Genomic DNA, 16673 nt, shown 5'->3' with positions numbered 1-16673 from the left:
GCCGCAGGTGGCTCGGCGGCGCGACGAGCTGGGCGACCTGGGGCGAACCTTCGATCACATGGCCGAGCGCCTGGAAAACACCCTGGCGCTGCAGCGTCGGCTGATGCGTGACTTGTCCCATGAGTTGCGTACGCCGTTGAGCCGACTGCGCGTGACCGGTGAACGTGAACCGGACATGGATGCCATGCGCCAGCGCCTCGAACGTGAGGTACAGAGCATGGACCGATTGATCGGCGATACGCTGGAGCTGGTGTGGCTGGATACCGAGCGCCCCGCCCTGGCGCTGGAGCCGGTGGAGCTGGACCAGCTATGGGAGGTGTTAAGTGGCGACGCCAGCTTCGAGAGCGGTTGGCCGATCGAGCGTCTGCGCTGTGATTTGCCCCCTGACTGTCGCGTCATGGGTAACCTGAACAGCCTGGCGCAGGCGCTGGAAAACATCTTGCGCAACGCCATCCGCCATTCACCGCAACACGGGGCAGTCACATTCACCGGTGTCAGCAAGGGCGCCTATTGGTACGTGTGGATCGAAGACCAGGGACCAGGCGTCGCCCCCGACAAACTCGAACAGATTTTTCAGCCCTTCACCCGACTCAACGCCGCACGCCCCGGCGGCAGTGGCTTCGGCCTCGGTTTGTCGATTGCCCGCAGCGTCGTGCAATTGCAGGGCGGCGAAATCTGGGCAGAAAACACTGACAGTGGATTGCGCATAAATCTGAAATTGCAAATGTATAAAATGTAAATAAGATTTACTCGCGTTTGCGAATCACTTCTATTAGCGCCGCCCATGGAGATTCAGGCTTAACCGAGCCCCCTGCTGACAGGATGCTCAGACACTCCATTGGGCTCATCCACTAACAGGAGTGTTGTCGATGTACCCGCGATTCAAGCTCAATCATCTAGTCCTCGCCTTGATGGCCTGCTCGCCCGGCGCTGCGCTGGCCGAAACCGAACTGCTGGCGGCGCCGGCGTCAGACAATGTCTTGCAACTCGATGATACCCATGTTGTGGCCACTGCCGCGCAAGAGCTCAAGCAAGCCCCCGGGGCATCGATCATCACGGCCGAAGACATCAAGAAACGCCCGCCCGTCAATGACCTGTCCGATATCATCCGCAAGATGCCGGGGGTCAACCTGAGCGGCAACAGCGCCAGCGGTACACGCGGCAATAACCGCCAGATCGACCTGCGCGGCATGGGCCCGGAGAACACCCTGATCCTGATCGACGGCAAGCCCGTGACCTCACGCAACGCCGTGCGTTACACCCGTTCCGGCGAGCGCGATACCCGTGGCGACAGCAACTGGGTGCCGGCTGACGAAGTCGAGAGCATCGAGGTGCTGCGAGGCCCGGCGGCCGCACGCTACGGCTCCGGCTCGATGGGGGGGGTGGTGAACATCATCACCAAGCGCCCGACACAGGAACTCAGCGGTTCGCTCTCGGCGTACACCAACCTGCCCGAGGACGATGCCGAAGGCATGACCAAACGCACCACGTTCAGCCTCTCCGGCGCGCTGACCGAAGCGCTGGCATTTCGTGTCTACGGCAACCTGAACAAGACTGACGCCGACGACTCCGATATCAACCTCGCGCACACCGACACCGCCTCCGGTTCTGCATTGGCTGCCGGCCGCGAAGGGGTCCGCAATAAAGACATCAACGCGTTGTTGAGCTGGGCGCTGGACGATCAGCAGACCCTCGATTTCGAGACCGGTTTTAGCCGGCAAGGCAATATTTACACCGGGGATGTCGGCACCGGGGGAACAGACTCGCAGACGCCCGGCAGCACGATCAACCAATGGCTGGGGCGTGAAACCAACACCATGTACCGGCAGAATTTTTCCGTTACCCATCGGGGTGACTGGGCGTTCGGGACATCACGGGTGTTGGCGCAATACGAGAAAACCCGCAACAACCGATTGCAAGAAGGCCAGACCGGTGCGGTCGATGGTGACATCAGCGCCAACGCAGACAAGAGTACCAGTACCTATGACAGCTACTTGCTCCAGGGCGAACTGAACATTCCCCTGCAAGTGCTGCTGCCACAAACCTTTACCCTCGGCGCGGAATGGAATCGCCAGGAACTGGACGACCCGAGCACCTTCGACCGGGCCGTCGGCACCACATTGCCCAACTCGGCGCTGGGTGCACGCTCGTCCTATATGGACGCGACGATCATGGCCTTGTTCATGGAAGACAATATCGAGTTGAGCCCCAAATGGTTCCTGAAGCCCGGGCTGCGCCTGGACCATCATGATCAATTCGGCGCCAACTGGAGCCCGAGCCTGAACAGTTCCTACATGTTGACCGACGACATCACGTTGAAGGGCGGTATTGCCCGCGCCTTCAAGGCGCCGAATTTGTACCAGTTGAACCCCAACTACCTGTATCGCAGTAACGGCAACGGGTGTGCACCCACACTGCTCAGCACGGGTTGCTATGTGTTGGGCAATAAAAACCTCGAGCCCGAGATCAGCATTAACAAAGAGCTGGGCATCAGCTTTGCCCGGGATGGATGGACCGCCGGGATCACCTACTTCCGTAATGATTACGACAACAAAATCGTGGCTTCGAACGATTTGGTCGACAAGACCCTGGCCAACGAGGCCATCCTGCAATGGGATAACGCCAAGGATGCCGTGGTCAAGGGATGGGAAGGAAACGTCGGCATTCCATTGCTCGGTGAGAATGGCAATACGCTGAGCTGGAACACCAACTTCACCTATATGCAGTCCAACAAGGACGGCGACGGCAACCCGTTGTCGGTGGTGCCCAAGTACACGGTAAACACCATGCTCGACTGGCAGGCTACGCAGGCACTTACCCTGAGCCTGACCGGGACCTATTACGGCAAGCAAGAGCCGCGGGTATTCAACCCGACACGTGATGTTGCCGTCATCGCCACAAACGAGCTGCAAACCCTTGACCCTTACCATATCTGGGGTATTGGCGGGACCTACCAGGTAAACAAGAACCTGTCGCTCGGTGCCGGCATCAACAACCTGTTCGACAAGCGCGTGTACCGCGAGGGCTCGGGCACCACAGCCGGGGCCAGCACTTACAACGAGCCGGGGCGCGCGTTCTACGCGTCGATCAGCACCTCGTTCTGATCCCGGCGCTCACAGGCGCACTTGATCACCCACCCAACGCTCAGCCGCTGACCAGGCTGGGCGTTGGCGTACAGCTTGATAAAAATACTCCGGTATCGTGCCGGGAACTGATGAGCATGCCAGATGAAAACACCCCCCCATTACGGCCCGACAGTGTCGCGTATCCTTGCGGCGCTGTGCGGCGGCTACCTGTTCACTTACGCCTTCACTGCGGCACTTGCGCGCTTGCTGCCGATGAATAAAGTCGATGCGCTGGTGACGGCCAGCCTGGTGTCATTTGCGGTCTACAGCCTGGCGATTCTTTGGGCATTTGCCTGCCGCAGTGCCCGCCGCGCATGGGCCGGGCTAAGCCTGGCTGTGCCCTTGGCGGCGATCGGTTTCTGGCCGCAGTGGATGGAGATACCGGGATGAAAAGCAAAACCATCACCCAGTCCCTTGCCTGGCTGCACACGTGGGGCGGGCTGATTTTCGGCTGGATCCTGTTTGCAATCTTCCTCACCGGCACCCTCGCAGTGTTTGATAAGGAAATTGATAGCTGGATGCGGCCGGAAATCCCGGCCCACACGCTCACGCCAAGCGAAGCCGCACAACGCGCACTCGACTATCTGCACGCGCAACAACCGAACGCCAGCACCTGGAACATCGGCCTGCCCACCGAGCGATCATCAGGGCTGACCGTCTCCAGCGGTGAACAACGGCGTGGCGGTGGCGTGAACCTGGACCCGGAAAGCGGCGCCCCGCTTGACGTCCGCAAGACAGCGGGTGGCGGGTTCTTTTTTCGCTTCCATTTCACCCTCGACCTGCCGCGCAATATCGGCATCTGGGTGGTTGGCCTGGCCGCCATGGGCATGCTCGTCGCACTTGTCAGCGGCATCGTCATTCACAAAAAATTCTTCAAGGATTTTTTCACCTTCCGCCCGGCCAAGGGCCAACGTTCCTGGCTGGATGCGCATAACGCCACCGGTGTGCTGGTACTGCCTTTCCATCTGATGATTACCTACACCGGCCTGGTGATTTTTTACCTGACCTACATGCCCGCGGCGATGGACGCACTGTTCGATGGCGATCGTGTCGCGGCCAGTGGAGCGCTACGCGGGGCGCCTGCTGAACAGCGTGCAGAACACAATCACGCACCCGGCAAGCAAGACATCGCCACTGCGGGTGCACGCCGTGAGGGACAGAGGCCAGGGCGTGGCGAGCCTCTTCACCCCGTCTCTCAGCCTGCACCGCTGACCGCCATAGGACCTTTACTGGCCGAAGCCGAGCGAAGCATGGGGCCGGTTTCCGGACTGTCGATTAAAAATCCCGGTCGCAGTGATACTCGCATTGAAGCGCGCCCCTTGCTGGGTAATCGTATCGAGCTGACCAAGGGCGCCAGCATGGTGTTCGACGGCGTTACGGGCAAAGTCTTGCGGCAACCGCAGCAGAGCCGACCGAGCCTGCTGACCCAGAAAGTTATGTCCGGCTTGCACTTCGCCCAGTTCGGCGGTTATCCCATGCGCTGGTTGTACTTTGTCTGCGGCCTGGCCAGTTGCGCCATGCTGGCCACCGGTGTGGTGCTGTTTACCGTCAAACGGCGCCGTCGTCACGATAGCGAAGGGGTGATCGGTGCGATGCTGTATCACGCTGCCGAACGCATCAACGTAGCGGTCGTGGCCGGGCTGGTGCTGGCATCTATCGCACTGCTGTGGGCCAACCGGTTGCTGCCGTTGCAATGGGCCGGGCGTGATCAATGGGAAGTGCGGGTTTTCTTTCTGGTGTGGCTCGCCAGCCTGGGCCATGCCATCGTCAGGCCCAGACTCGCTGCCTGGCGCGAACAGTTGGGCCTCGCGGCCTTGATGTGTTTGAACTTGCCCCTGCTGAATCTGATTGTTGTCAATCGAGGGGACGGGCTCTACCTGGAACTCACCCTCGCAGTGATAGGCGCATTGCTGGCCTGGGCAGCCTGGCAGGCAGGACAACCGGCCAGACAAGCAGTACCGCGTAAATCCTCTAACACCCTGGAGCAGCATTGAGATGAACCTTGCCTTGATCGCGGGTATGTTGCTGGCCTGTGGCGGCATGTTGGGTTTGTGCCTGGGGCTGGAGCGGTATTACAAACAGCTCAGGCAACCCACGCCCGCCCCTGTCGTCCTGCGAACATTACGCTGCACCGGCTGGATTGCCCTGTTGGCCAGCTTGGCCTGTTGTATTCAAGCCTGGGATGGGCCCATGGGTGCCGTGGCCTGGCTCGGCAACCTCTCCCTCGCGGCACTCACGGTAGCGTTCCTGCTGCCTTACGCGTCGCGGCTGCGCAGAGTGCCTGAGCCAGAGAGGGCTGAGGTCAGGCAAACAACCTGAGAGACGCTTGGGCGGGGGTTGCCTTCAAGGCCGGGACGACTCAGATTACGCAACAGGATGTAACTTCTGACTTTCCAAGGTGGAATAGATGTTGAACAAAGCCCTGAAACGCAACGCCCTCCTCGCCCTCCTCTCTGCCGTTTTGCCCTCTGTGGTCATGGCTGCCACCCCTGAAATGCCCAAGGGTATGACGGTCAAAGAGCTCATGCCCAGCAAGCCGTTCCCAACGACGTACCCCGGGTTTGAAGGCCAGAAAAGCAAGTTTCCGGCGCAACTTGAAGGTAGCGGCGAGTTCGAGGTGACGCGTGTGACCAGCGTTTGCGCTGACCCGGACAACCCGATCAACTTCGCGATGGAGGCCGAGAGTTTTATCCGAATGGGTAACAAGCCGGTGGCCGATGTACTGGAAAAACGCAACATTGATTGGGAAATGTGTGACGCCTCGGTGGTAGGCCAGAAACTCAAGGTGGTTCGCTTGCAGCTGTTGGGCATGGGCTGCGGCTTTCCCTTTGTGGGCCAGCAAAAAATCCCTGTCGACCAGATCAGCCAGCATGCCTGCTTTTACGTGCCCGTGGTTGAGTTCAACGGCAAGGAGCAATTGATGGCCAGCGATGCGCTGAAAGGTTTCGAGGGGTTTGCGGTAGAGCGTTTGAGTGCTTACCTGAACCCGTAAATGCCTGTACGCCACAGGCTTGATGCCTCGCTACCCCTTACCTGCGCCGAGTGCCTGGCGTCCTGAAAAGGGGACAGCCTCAACGCGCTGGCCTCTGCCTGCGCGTTGCCCCATCAGCATCAGCCCCCCGCCCAACAGCAGCAAACCGGCGGCGAGGAAGATGTAAATCCCGTACACACCGGTGAACCTTGAACAAACCGAGGAATAAGGCGCGAACATTTGGTCGAGGCTGCGCCATATCGGCCTACGGTGCTCTAGCCGGTGCTATCCCTTGGTCAGATCAACCAATGGCGTTTGCCGTACCTCAGTTTCCCGCCCACCCTGAATGTCGCTCACTCGCTTCAAAGCCTTATCAACAGCCACCTTATCCGCCAATAAGCTATAGCTAATGTGGAACTGCTTGTGTTCCTTCGGCCCAATTGTTGGTACCAAATTCAGTGGCCGCTGATAACGGCGGTTGTAGGAAAAACTTGTCCCCGGTTCCAAGCCGGTAACATAGCCCTGGCCTTGGGTATCGGTGTTTTTCCACAGGGAAAACACCGGCAGTGTCTGAGTATTGAAGCCGACTGAAACGCCCAGGCTGCCGGCCTTGTTATGCAACACGGTCAACGTATCGCCCTTGGCATCGCCATACGGCACCACGTTGTAAACCGTTTCGTCGTAGTCCTTGGTCGGTGCACGGTAGGTTTGCCAGTCGGGCAGATCGTCCTTGGCCTTGTCGTTGAACGGCGACACCTGTTTCACCGGTGCGGCGAAACGAGCGCCCTGCTCCAGGAACGGGGTGCTGAAGTTACTGTGATAGAGCGCCTGGTATTCCTTTGGATAGTCGCCGTTGTTGGTTAGGGTGTCGTTGAGGGAGAACACTACGCTGCCGGGCTCGGTGACCAATTCGGTAGCGACGGAAAAATCGACCTTTTTGAACGCCTGCTCTTTCAGTTCGCCGCGCAGGGTGATGGCATACGGCGGTTTTTCATCGATATGCAGGGTGACTTTACTTGCAGGAATGTTCGCGGCCCGACCATGCAGGGTCAGCAGTTCGCCGTTGTCGACTCCTGGGTGGCCGACCCATTCGTATCCACAGCGGGTGACCAGCTCATTGAAACCTTCCAGCCAGCCCAGACCACCACGACCATTAAGCTCGATAAAGGACGGGTTGACCACTTCCTTGACCGGCGAATCCCAGCCCATGCGCAGATTACCTACCGAGGCCTGCAATACGTTCATTCCGCGAGTAGGCACTACCGAGAGTTTCATCGTACCGTTATCGATGTCCACAATGCTGACGCCCTCCTGCCGGCCACCGTGCAAGGTGCGCAAGGTGATGCTGAAGGGTTTATCGGTTTTTACGCCGAGTTGCTGGCTGGTGATCTGCCAGTTCCGGGCGCCAAGGTCGGTGTCGAGCAGAACGTAATCCCAGGCCATGGCGTGGGAGGCTGCGGTCAGTGTAGTGAGGGCAACAAAGAGTTTGAGCGGGGTCATGGCAACAGCCTTTCTTGGAATTGTGCCTTTTTATAGACTTGATGAAACGTTTCATCAAGCTTTAAAACCGACCCAAAGCCGCAAAATACCCAGAAAAATCGGGGGAACATCGAATGTTTTTTCGATGTCATCACGAGCACACTTGCTCCCAAATCAGATCGAATATGAGCGCTCGCAGGTGAGGCACTTATCGCAGTAACTCCTGCAAGATGAACTTCACCCACTGCGGATCGGAAGCGCCCCTGATGCGCAGCCTGGCTGTTCCTGGCTCAATACCGGTCTCGGAAACCGATTCTATTGACGGAACATGGTTAGCGATAAAACAGCATAAACAATCACACACACTATTCCACCCAGCCAAGCTAAAGAACAGTACTCCCCTCCCCACCTGAAGTGCTACTGTCTTTATAAGTCGAGCACGGCGCACGACTTGTAAATCGAACTTCTCACAAGGACAAGCAAAGTGACAAAATATTACTTCCTATTCACTTATTCAATTTCTCCGACAGGAGATACTGACACTGCAGCCAAAGCAGCTGACAAAGTCAGAAAAGGGATTGCCAATATAGAAAATTCTGACTGGAACAAACTCTCCACTGTTGAAACCACGTTCTCCGGCCGGCTGACACTGACAGCTGAAACGGTCTGTGAAAAAAGAGAGGAAGCAAGAGGCCTTGTCTGTCGTGAAGTGAAAGCCGTAGTCGACGCTCATAAAGCGTGCTGCGAGATACGTGCCGACATCTCTTTACTCGTCGACGGCCTCGGCCCGCGCATGGATATCGTCATTTAATTACACGCCAGTCCTCAACCGGGTGCAATTGAAAAGTAACTTGCAGCACTTCCCCTGCCCCTTCCCACCCAAGTCGGGCGAATTCAATATATATTGCCAGCACTTACCGGGACATACGTTTTTCGAAGGAAGAAAACACTGTAACTCAAACATGACAACCTGAACACCACCTGACAGTTACACCTAAATATCCAAACTATAATTAATAAACATCGCTCCAACTTTCTTCACTCAAGATCGAGCCAGTAGTTTTGCATCTGAATACGATCTTCGGAGACGTAGTTACTTGTGTAAGTGATTTAAAAAACGGGTTTTGTCTGCAAGACTGAAGTAGCACGCAGCGGCTTGCTTACTCCTGATGCAGGCCCAACCCGTTTCAATCAGCGAACCAGGCCTGCGACGAAATCAAGAAGCGCGCGAGTCTTTGCGGGAACATGATGTCGCGACGGGTAGTATGCATAGAGCGGAAAACGCTGCTCCGACCAATCGGGAAACAGCTGAACAAGCTGCCTGGAAGAGGTATATTCTTCAATTCCCAACTCGAACAACTGCGCAATACCGAGCCCGGCCAAGCATGTGCTATAGACCGTACCCGGATCGTTGACGGTCAACATGCCCTGCGGCTTGACTGTGACCTTCTTGCGGCGCTGATGAAACTCCCAGGCAAACGGACGGCCGGTGACTGGCTCCCTGAACAGGATGCAGCGATGGTCCGAAGTCTCGAGTTCCATAGGGTCCTTGGGATGACCGAAACGCTCAAGATAAGCTGGCGATGCCATGGCCAAAACTCGCGTATCGAGGAGTTTTCTCGCCACTAACGACGACGGCTGAGGATGGCCGAAGCGGATCGCAATGTCGAAACCATCCGCGATCAAATCACCCAGGTCTTCCTTGCTGCGCAGCTCCATTTCGAGCTCAGGGTGGCTATCCATGAACGCGCCCAATCGGGGACCGAGGATCAGTCTCGCAAATAGCGGGTCCACGTTGACGCGCAGCCGGCCACGAACCTTTTGCGCATCACTGGCGGCGCTGCCTGTCGCCTCGGCAAGCGCATCGATCAGAGGCATCACCTCTTCGTAGAAACTGCGCCCTTCGTCGGTCAGCCTCACTGATCGCGTCGTGCGTTCGAACACCCGGATGCCCAATCTTGTCTCCAGGCGGGCTATTGCCCTGCTCACGCCAGATTGAGACATATCCAGTACCTCAGCAGCCCCGCCAAAGCTGCGCGCATCAACGACAGCCGCCATAACGTCGACGCCTTCCAGCAACCGGGAACTTAATGCCCTCATTGATGACTCCCGCGCATGAATATTATGCGTTCCATGCTATCGCATTCTAAGGCCCGAAATCCCAACATTGCTCCAACGCTGAGTCGGCTACCCCATGCCGACCCTACACCCCATTGAGGCCACCCCCGACGTGGCATTCACCGGAGCAATGACAATGACGCGCATCCTCGTTACCGGATCCTCCGACGGCCTGGGTCAAATGGCGGCACGCCTGCTCGTGGCCAACGGTCATCAGGTCGTGCTGCATGCCCAAATCACGCCCGGGCGGCCCATGCCATCGCTCAAGTTCCCGGCGCGCAGACGGCACTCGTCGGGGACCTTTCCAGCATCGCAGAAACCAAGGCGCTTGCTGCCAGCATCAATGAACTGGGCCCCTTCGATGCCATCATTCACAATGCCGCTGTCGGCTTCCAGGAGCGCGAGCGCATCGCCACAGTGGATGGCCTGCCCCATGTCTTTGCCGTGAACTCTCTGGCGCCCTACATTCTGACCGCCATGGTCAAGCGACCCAAGCGCCTGGTTTACATGAGCTCCAGGCTTCACTTGAAGGGTAATCCCTCTCTCAGCGACCTGACCTGGGAATCGCGACGCTGGTCCGGGATGCAGGCCTACTCGGACTCCAAGCTTCACGCGGTCCTGCTTGCTTTTGCCGCCGCGCGTCACTGGCCAGATGTGCTGTCCAACTGCGTCGAACCAGGTTGGGTTGCCACGAAGATGGGCGGCCCTGAGGCTACGGATGACCTTGACCTCGCGCCCCGCACCCAGGCGTGGCTCGCTGCAGGCACTGCAGCGCGCGTAACCGGCGACTACTTCTATCACCAGCGGTCGGCACAGGTTCACAGCGCTGCGTTTGACCCCGCGCTTCAAGAGCGATACCTGGCCGCTTGTGCGCAACTCTCAGGCATTGAGTTTCCCCCACGATAAGTTCGCATGGCCCATCAGTCGGCATGCCGGTCACCACAGTACACCGGGTGCACGCACGGCTTGGCCTTGAAAAACCTTACCTTTGCGACCTTTATTTTGAATTTCACAGAGATACGCCCATGCAATCGAAAGTCATAAGGCATCAGGCCGATACTACGTCGGCAAGTGCCCACGCGCCCGTAACGCCACACCCTCATGGGGTAACTGTATCCAGGGCACAGGCGGTAGCGGCTGTTCTTGCCCTGAGCCTCGGTTGCTTCTCCTTTGTCAGCACCGAGCTCATGCCCGTAGGGGTGCTGCCAGCGATGGCCGCTGGCCTGAATGTCTCGCTCGGCGCCGCAGGTTATCTGGTTACAATTTTTGCATTTATGGTCGCTCTGACCGCAGCGCCTCTGACTGGCCTGCTTGGATCGCTCAACCGCAAGACACTGATGGCCGGTCTGCTGGCGGTCTGCTGTATCGGCAATCTGATCACCTTCCTGGCGCCAAACTACTTCGTCGTTTTCCTTGGACGCATTCTGGTCGCAGGTGCAATCGGCGTGTTCTGGTCGACAGCGGTGGTCACCGCAGTGCACATGGTCTCTGCACGAAACGCAGTACGAGCTACATCGATTGTCTTTGGCGGTGTCTCGCTGGCGACGGTGCTGGGGATTCCGGCTGGCACAATGCTCGGTGAAATGTATGGATGGCGCTCCGTGTTTGCTGCGCTCTCGATACTCAGCCTGGTCGTCTTCACGCTGATCGCATGGTCAGTTCCGGCGGTACGCATCTCGAAGGCTGCCAAGCGAGGGGCGATGTCAGCCGTGCTCAAAAGTGGCCCCTTGCTTGTGGTTTTCGGGATCACCGCCCTTGTCGTCACCGGCAACTTTCTGGCTTACACCTACGTGTCTCCGTACCTTGAGCAGATTGCCGGCCAGAGCCCTGCACAGGTCAGCATGCTTCTGTTGGTCTATGGCGCGGCAGGTGTAATTACCAACTTCGCCGTGGGCCCGTTCGCGTCCAGGGCACCAAGAACCAGCCTGGGTCTGGTGACAGCACTCCTTGCCGCAAGCTTGTCATGCATGAACGCGGCAGCGGTCAGTCATGCTGCCATTTTCGCTGTGCTTGCTGCGTGGGGCGCTGCATATGGCGCACTTCCGGTGCTGCTGCAGACCCTGGTGTTCAAGGAGGCCTCCAGGATTCCAGGCGGAGCCGACGCAGCCACCTCCATCAATGTATCTGTATTCAATGCAGCCATCGGCCTGGGCTCGCTGCTGGGCGGACTGCTGATCAATCTTGCCGGACCGCAACCCATTGCGTACCTGTCCGCCTGCTTCGCCATTGCAGGCTTGGCGGTGATCCTGGTGAGTCGCCAATCTTCATAGTCGCGCAACCTCTGACAACCACCGAGTCCTGTCAGCCCCTCCCCCTTACACGTTGAAATGGAACAAAGCATATGAGCAGAATCACAGTCATGGGCCTCGGCGCCATGGGGTCGCGCATGGCCTCACAATTGCTTGCTGCAGGTCACACAGTCACTGTCTGGAATCGAACCCCCGATGCAGCAGAAGCGCTTGTCAAGCAAGGGGCCTTCCACGCGCGCACGCCAAGAGAAGCCAGCGCAGGTGCGGAGTTCGTCATTGCAATGTTGCGTGACAATGATGCGTCTCGCCATGTCTGGCTGGATCGCGAGATCGGCGCCCTCTCTGGTATGGCAGCGGGAGCAATCGCCATCGAGAGTTCGACACTCACTTCGGGCTGGATCCAGGAGCTCGGCACCCACATGCAGCATGCCCGGGTGGCGCTGCTGGAAGCGCCGGTATCGGGATCCCGTGCTCAGGCCGATGCGAGGCAGCTGGCCTATCTGGCAGGCGGAGAGGAAGAAGTCCTGGAGCGCTGCCTGCCTCTGCTACGCGTCATGGGCTCTTCAGTCCATCACGTCGGCGGCCTGGGTCATGGCGCTTTGGCGAAACTTGCCACCAACGCCATGCTGGGAATACAGGTGACGGGCCTGGCAGAGGTCATCGGGTTATTGGAGCGAAACGGAGCCGATGCATCGCGAGTGCTGGCAGCCATGGCAGGCACCTCCGTCTGGCCACCGGTTGCGGCCTATCTTTCAGGGAGCATGATGACGGAGAACTTCGCCCCGCAGTTCCCCGTGGCGTTGATTGAAAAGGACATCGGCTACACGCTCGAGGAAGCAGGATCAGCAGAGAACGCCCCCACAATTGCCGCAGCACATAACGTTTTCCAGCGCGCAGCAGCGCGCGGAATGGGCGACCGGAACATGACAAGCGTAGTGCGATTGTTCACCGAAAAGCGTGATTGATCCCGCGAACCGACTGGGTCCTTGTGGCATGCAAACCGAGATGCCCCTCCCCCGCACTTTGCGTGCAATGAAGCATGACTGACAGTGGCTGCGGGTTTGTATCCCGCAACCAGCCTGGTGCCTGGCGCGCTCGGTTCCTGCGCATATTCTGATACTGCAACTGGAGACAACAATGAAGCTCTTTCGCTATGTTAAGCATGATGGCGTGTATCCGGGCATGGTCGATTCATCGGGACAGCTGCGGGACATATCAGCCCATGTGGATGACGTCTCGCGCGCGTGCTTGTCCGATACGGAACTTGCCCGGCTTTGTGAGCTTGACGAACACCGGCTTCCGCTTATTTCGACCCCGGTTCGCTACCTGCCACCGATAAGCGATATCAGCAAGTTCATCGCAATTGGTTTGAACTACCTGGACCACGCCGAAGAGGCCGGTCTTGCGATCCCGTCCGAACCGTTGGTGTTCTTCAAACCGGTCAGTTGCATCAGCGGGGCCGATGACCCCATCGTACAACCTCCCCACTCAAGGCAATTGGACTGGGAAGTTGAGCTGGGGGTCGTCATCGGAAAGCGCGCCCGTTACGTTCCGGTTGCCCAGGCACTTGAACATGTGGCGGGCTACTGCGTGGCCAATGATGTTTCCGATCGTGGATTCCAGTTTCAGAGTTCGCAATGGGACAAAGGCAAGAGCTCCGACTCCTTTGGGCCGCTGGGTCCCTGGCTCGTGACCCGTGATGAGGTCCCGGATCCGCAGAGCCTGCCAATGTGGCTGGAAGTCAACGGCCAACGGCGACAGGAAGGAAACACCCAGACCATGATCTTCAGCGTTGCAGAGATCATTTCCTACTGCAGTCACTACATGACCCTCGATGTTGGGGATGTGATCATCACCGGCACCCCGCCTGGCGTGTCGATGGGAATGAAGCCACATCCGAAATGGCTGGAACCGGGGGATGAAGTGGTGCTGTCGATCTGCGGCCTTGGTGTGCAACGACACGTTGTGATGCGATACGAGGCAGAGCAGGCGTAAATCTTGCCTGCTCCGAACCTGAGGCTGCATAACGCAGCCTGACACGCAGCTAAGCCAAGTGCCAAACCCTGTCTACACTGATGCTCATACCACGTGAGCTCGCAGGGAGCGCAAAGCATGGGAGCAATCGCCAGCTGGACTTTTTTGTTGGTTGTGGTTGTAGTTGTGGGTGTGCTTAGCTTTTTTATGTTGCGAGCGGGTGTTCAAAACGACCGGCGTATCAGAGAAGAACTCTACCTAACCTTCGAAAGCACAATGCAACAACACGGGGTCCGGACTTACGAAATCCTGAAAGAGAGCATTTGGATTAGAAACGGCATGCGCCTATCAGAGCTGCACCGAATTGTATTGGCCGACACCGGGCACTACTTTCTTTATTTCCAGGCAACCGGTACGCCGCCCTATTTTGCCCCCTTGACAGAGAAGCGCGCGATGCAAGCTTCAGCAGGCAAGATCGGGATTCAGGCATGACCGCATAAAAGCCATGCCTTTGCCATTGGCGGGCAATGCATGCATCCACGACTTCTCGCCCAGCTGAAACAGAGCAAGCGACGACATATTGCCGACCTTCCCGCTTGAAATAGTGGCACGAGGCCTGAATCTCTAGGCGATAAATCCGCAGCCGTTACACCCGTCCACACGCGATTGTCGTCGATCATCAAAAGACGACAGATTGACTGAGTGTCACACGGGTATCCGTTACTGATCCGGCAGGCGGGGACGATCAGAAGGCTATCGAACGGTTGTAATTTGATGTCGCCACTATTTTCCCGCGCTTCAACACCATAAGACGAGCCGGCAAGTCGAGGATAACCCCGGCGACCGACTGGGTATCCACCAGCACCAGGTCTGCATTTTTGCCGGCTTCCAGCCCATAGTTATCCAGCCCCAGGGCTTTTGCGGGATTAGTTGTGAGCATTCCCAATACTGTGGCCTGATCATCGGCCCCACCCAGGTGGCATGCAGGCATTGCCAATTGCGCAATATTCAGCAGATCGCCTGTCCCATACGGGGTAAAAGCGTTGCGTATATTGTTCGTGGCCAAACAGACATTTACACCACCGTCTCGCAACGCACGAACGGGCGTGAGTGAGCGGCGGACGTTATGGCTGTCGCCTCGAGCACCGAGATGCAAGTCGGTGGCTGGCAGGCACATTACGCTGATTCCAGCATCACGGATCAGGCTGATAATACCCACTCGCTGTTCCGGTGCTACGGCTCCAAGGCTCGTAAGATGACCTACGCAGACGCGGCCTTCATACTCTTCCTTGATGGTCTTGCGCGCGAGGTATTCAATGGTCATGTTCTCTGCCGTATCGGCAAAATCCTGATGGAAATCTATATCTTTTCCAAACTGTTTAGCCAGGCTGAAAACATAATCAATATGTTCGAAGGGTGAACGATCGTTATAGGGAATACCGCCGACGACATCGGCACCTTTTTCCATCGCCGCAACCATCATGTGCTTCATTCCCGGTAGTTTGAAAATGCCTTCCTGTGGGAAGGCAACTACCTGAATGTCGATCATGTCGCGAAACTTCTTGCGTAGCTCCAGGACAACATCAAACCCTGTGAAACCTTGTGAGGGGTCAAATTCGGCATGTGCGCGTACATGGGTAGTACCGGCCTGCACAAGTGAGCGTAATACCTGCGTTGAACGCTCGAGAATATCCTCCCGGGTCAACATCGGTTTAAGCTCAGCTGTAACGGCAATCGCCTCCTTGAGGGTTCCGGTGCGATTGACCTTACGGTGCATGACATTGGCTTTTTCCAGATGCAGATGCCCCTCGACAAAAGCCGGCATCAATACATTTCCATTTCCCTGGACTTCCTGCCGTGCCCGCACTGTAATTCCCGGGGAAATAATGGCAACTTTCCCATTGTGTACGGCGACGTCGGTTAAAGGCTTTCCATCGGCAATGCGTACATTGCGAAATATCAGATCCATAAACCTCACTCCTCAATTCAGACAACTTCCGTTTCTCGAGCATCGACCTCTGGAGGTCATCCTGCGCCTGCTTCATGACTGCCAGCACATTGCCCATGAGCACGCACGACAGAGCTGCAAAGGAACGCAACAGTGTCCAGAATCAGCAGGAAAAAATTAAAAGACGTATTAAATATTTGCGGTATGGATGGGAAGCACACACTAACCGTTAGAACAACCATTCCCCATTACGCGGTATTCGAGAATATGCCTATGCCCCTTGGAGTCTTCATACATCATACGCGCAGGCACCACTTCACAAACATTTGGCACTTCACCCATCGAAATGACTTTTGCGATATCAAGGTCTTGTGAATAACTGTACTGCTCTACCTGAATGTCGTTATCTGCTAGAGGCTGCCCAGCCAAAGCCACAGTGCACAAGCTACTGAACCCTGCCAACAATAAAATTTTCATGTTCAAACACCTGGGGGTATCGCGTGACGCAAATACCCTTCAATACTTACAGGGTCAATGTAGCGCTTCATGACTCGGCGTCGTATTACGACGCCGAGACACTCAACTGTCAGAAAGGCTTGGTGGGCAGGTATTTACCATCCAGGGTAATGACTGCGCGCGACCCACCCTCTGGATCTTCGACTTTTTTAATATCCAGTTTGAAGTTGATAGCACTGATAATGCCGTCACCGAACTTCTCATGGACCAACGCCTTAAGGATGGTCTGAAGTAGGCCGCTATTTTTCGACTGCTGAGCCATAGGTGCTTTCAAAAAACGGCAGCCGTTCAAA

General features: G+C 57.1%; 16 protein-coding genes and 1 pseudogene. 12 read left to right on the top strand and 5 right to left on the bottom strand.

All coding sequences use genetic code 11. The annotated features are described in order from the left end of the window. The 6 genes from GHO03_RS20785 to GHO03_RS20760 form a co-directional block, all read left to right on the top strand. Positions 1-739 (top strand): ATP-binding protein (locus GHO03_RS20785; RefSeq protein ID WP_256668738.1); only part of this gene is annotated, 739 nt, incomplete at its 5' end. Positions 740-869: 130 nt separating this feature from the next. Continuing rightward, on the top strand, positions 870-3104 hold the full coding sequence (locus tag GHO03_RS20780; RefSeq protein WP_153400456.1) for a TonB-dependent siderophore receptor: 2235 nt from the start codon (positions 870-872) through the stop codon (positions 3102-3104). Positions 3105-3227: 123 nt separating this feature from the next. Next, complete coding sequence (locus GHO03_RS20775) at positions 3228-3515, top strand: DUF3649 domain-containing protein (protein WP_095002875.1); 288 nt, start codon at positions 3228-3230, stop codon at positions 3513-3515. Further along, positions 3512-5119, top strand: a complete 1608-nt coding sequence (locus GHO03_RS20770) for a PepSY domain-containing protein (protein ID WP_153380856.1) — start codon at positions 3512-3514, stop codon at positions 5117-5119. Before GHO03_RS20775 ends, GHO03_RS20770 begins: the two co-directional genes overlap by 4 nt. Before the next feature lies 1 nt (position 5120). Beyond that, positions 5121-5444 (top strand): DUF3325 domain-containing protein, encoded by a 324-nt coding sequence (locus tag GHO03_RS20765; RefSeq protein ID WP_095002877.1) that lies wholly within the window; start codon positions 5121-5123, stop codon positions 5442-5444. A gap of 88 nt (positions 5445-5532) precedes the next feature. Then, a complete protein-coding gene (locus GHO03_RS20760) occupies positions 5533-6117 on the top strand; it encodes a hypothetical protein (protein WP_095039021.1) in 585 nt (194 codons plus the stop codon). 264 nt (positions 6118-6381) lie between these two features. On the opposite strand, the gene GHO03_RS20755 is transcribed toward GHO03_RS20760, so the two are convergent. Next, positions 6382-7596, bottom strand: coding sequence for an aldose 1-epimerase family protein (locus GHO03_RS20755; protein WP_153380854.1), 1215 nt, complete (start codon positions 7594-7596; stop codon positions 6382-6384). A gap of 463 nt (positions 7597-8059) precedes the next feature. Here GHO03_RS20755 and GHO03_RS20750 point away from each other — a divergent pair, with 463 nt between their 5' ends. After that, entirely contained in the window at positions 8060-8386 is a 327-nt protein-coding gene (locus GHO03_RS20750; protein ID WP_133145014.1) for a hypothetical protein, read from the top strand. A 380-nt stretch (positions 8387-8766) separates the two neighbouring features. On the opposite strand, the gene GHO03_RS20745 is transcribed toward GHO03_RS20750, so the two are convergent. Further along, on the bottom strand, positions 8767-9675 hold the full coding sequence (locus GHO03_RS20745; protein WP_095018615.1) for a LysR family transcriptional regulator: 909 nt from the start codon (positions 9673-9675) through the stop codon (positions 8767-8769). A 135-nt stretch (positions 9676-9810) separates the two neighbouring features. Between GHO03_RS20745 and GHO03_RS20740 the strand changes: the two genes are divergently transcribed. From GHO03_RS20740 to GHO03_RS20720, 5 genes are all read left to right on the top strand, one after another. Then, positions 9811-10599 carry an SDR family oxidoreductase gene (locus GHO03_RS20740; RefSeq protein WP_372241773.1) on the top strand — a complete coding sequence of 263 codons (789 nt, stop codon included), beginning with the start codon at positions 9811-9813 and terminating at the stop codon, positions 10597-10599. Positions 10600-10718: 119 nt separating this feature from the next. Beyond that, positions 10719-11963 carry an MFS transporter gene (locus tag GHO03_RS20735; RefSeq protein ID WP_095032061.1) on the top strand — a complete coding sequence of 415 codons (1245 nt, stop codon included), beginning with the start codon at positions 10719-10721 and terminating at the stop codon, positions 11961-11963. Positions 11964-12034: 71 nt separating this feature from the next. Then, positions 12035-12907 carry an NAD(P)-dependent oxidoreductase gene (locus tag GHO03_RS20730; RefSeq protein ID WP_153380848.1) on the top strand — a complete coding sequence of 291 codons (873 nt, stop codon included), beginning with the start codon at positions 12035-12037 and terminating at the stop codon, positions 12905-12907. Between the two features lie 172 nt (positions 12908-13079). Beyond that, positions 13080-13937 (top strand): fumarylacetoacetate hydrolase family protein, encoded by an 858-nt coding sequence (locus GHO03_RS20725; protein ID WP_153380846.1) that lies wholly within the window; start codon positions 13080-13082, stop codon positions 13935-13937. Positions 13938-14054: 117 nt separating this feature from the next. Further along, positions 14055-14408 carry a hypothetical protein gene (locus tag GHO03_RS20720; protein ID WP_095002886.1) on the top strand — a complete coding sequence of 118 codons (354 nt, stop codon included), beginning with the start codon at positions 14055-14057 and terminating at the stop codon, positions 14406-14408. Between the two features lie 253 nt (positions 14409-14661). Here the strand turns inward: GHO03_RS20720 and GHO03_RS20715 are convergent, their stop codons facing one another. From GHO03_RS20715 to GHO03_RS20705, 3 genes and pseudogenes are all read right to left on the bottom strand, one after another. Then, the gene (locus GHO03_RS20715) at positions 14662-15885 is read right to left on the bottom strand and encodes an amidohydrolase family protein (RefSeq protein ID WP_153400455.1); all 1224 of its coding nucleotides are present in this window, start codon (positions 15883-15885) and stop codon (positions 14662-14664) included. Between the two features lie 201 nt (positions 15886-16086). Beyond that, on the bottom strand, positions 16087-16341 hold the full coding sequence (locus GHO03_RS20710; RefSeq protein ID WP_153380843.1) for a DUF2790 domain-containing protein: 255 nt from the start codon (positions 16339-16341) through the stop codon (positions 16087-16089). A 109-nt stretch (positions 16342-16450) separates the two neighbouring features. Beyond that, positions 16451-16673, bottom strand: a pseudogene (locus tag GHO03_RS20705) (hypothetical protein); the annotation flags it as partial.

The organism is Pseudomonas sp. FSL R10-1339 (genome assembly GCF_009600545.1).
Classification (GTDB): domain Bacteria; phylum Pseudomonadota; class Gammaproteobacteria; order Pseudomonadales; family Pseudomonadaceae; genus Aquipseudomonas; species Aquipseudomonas bubulae.
This window is presented reverse-complemented; position numbering and strand designations above follow the sequence as displayed.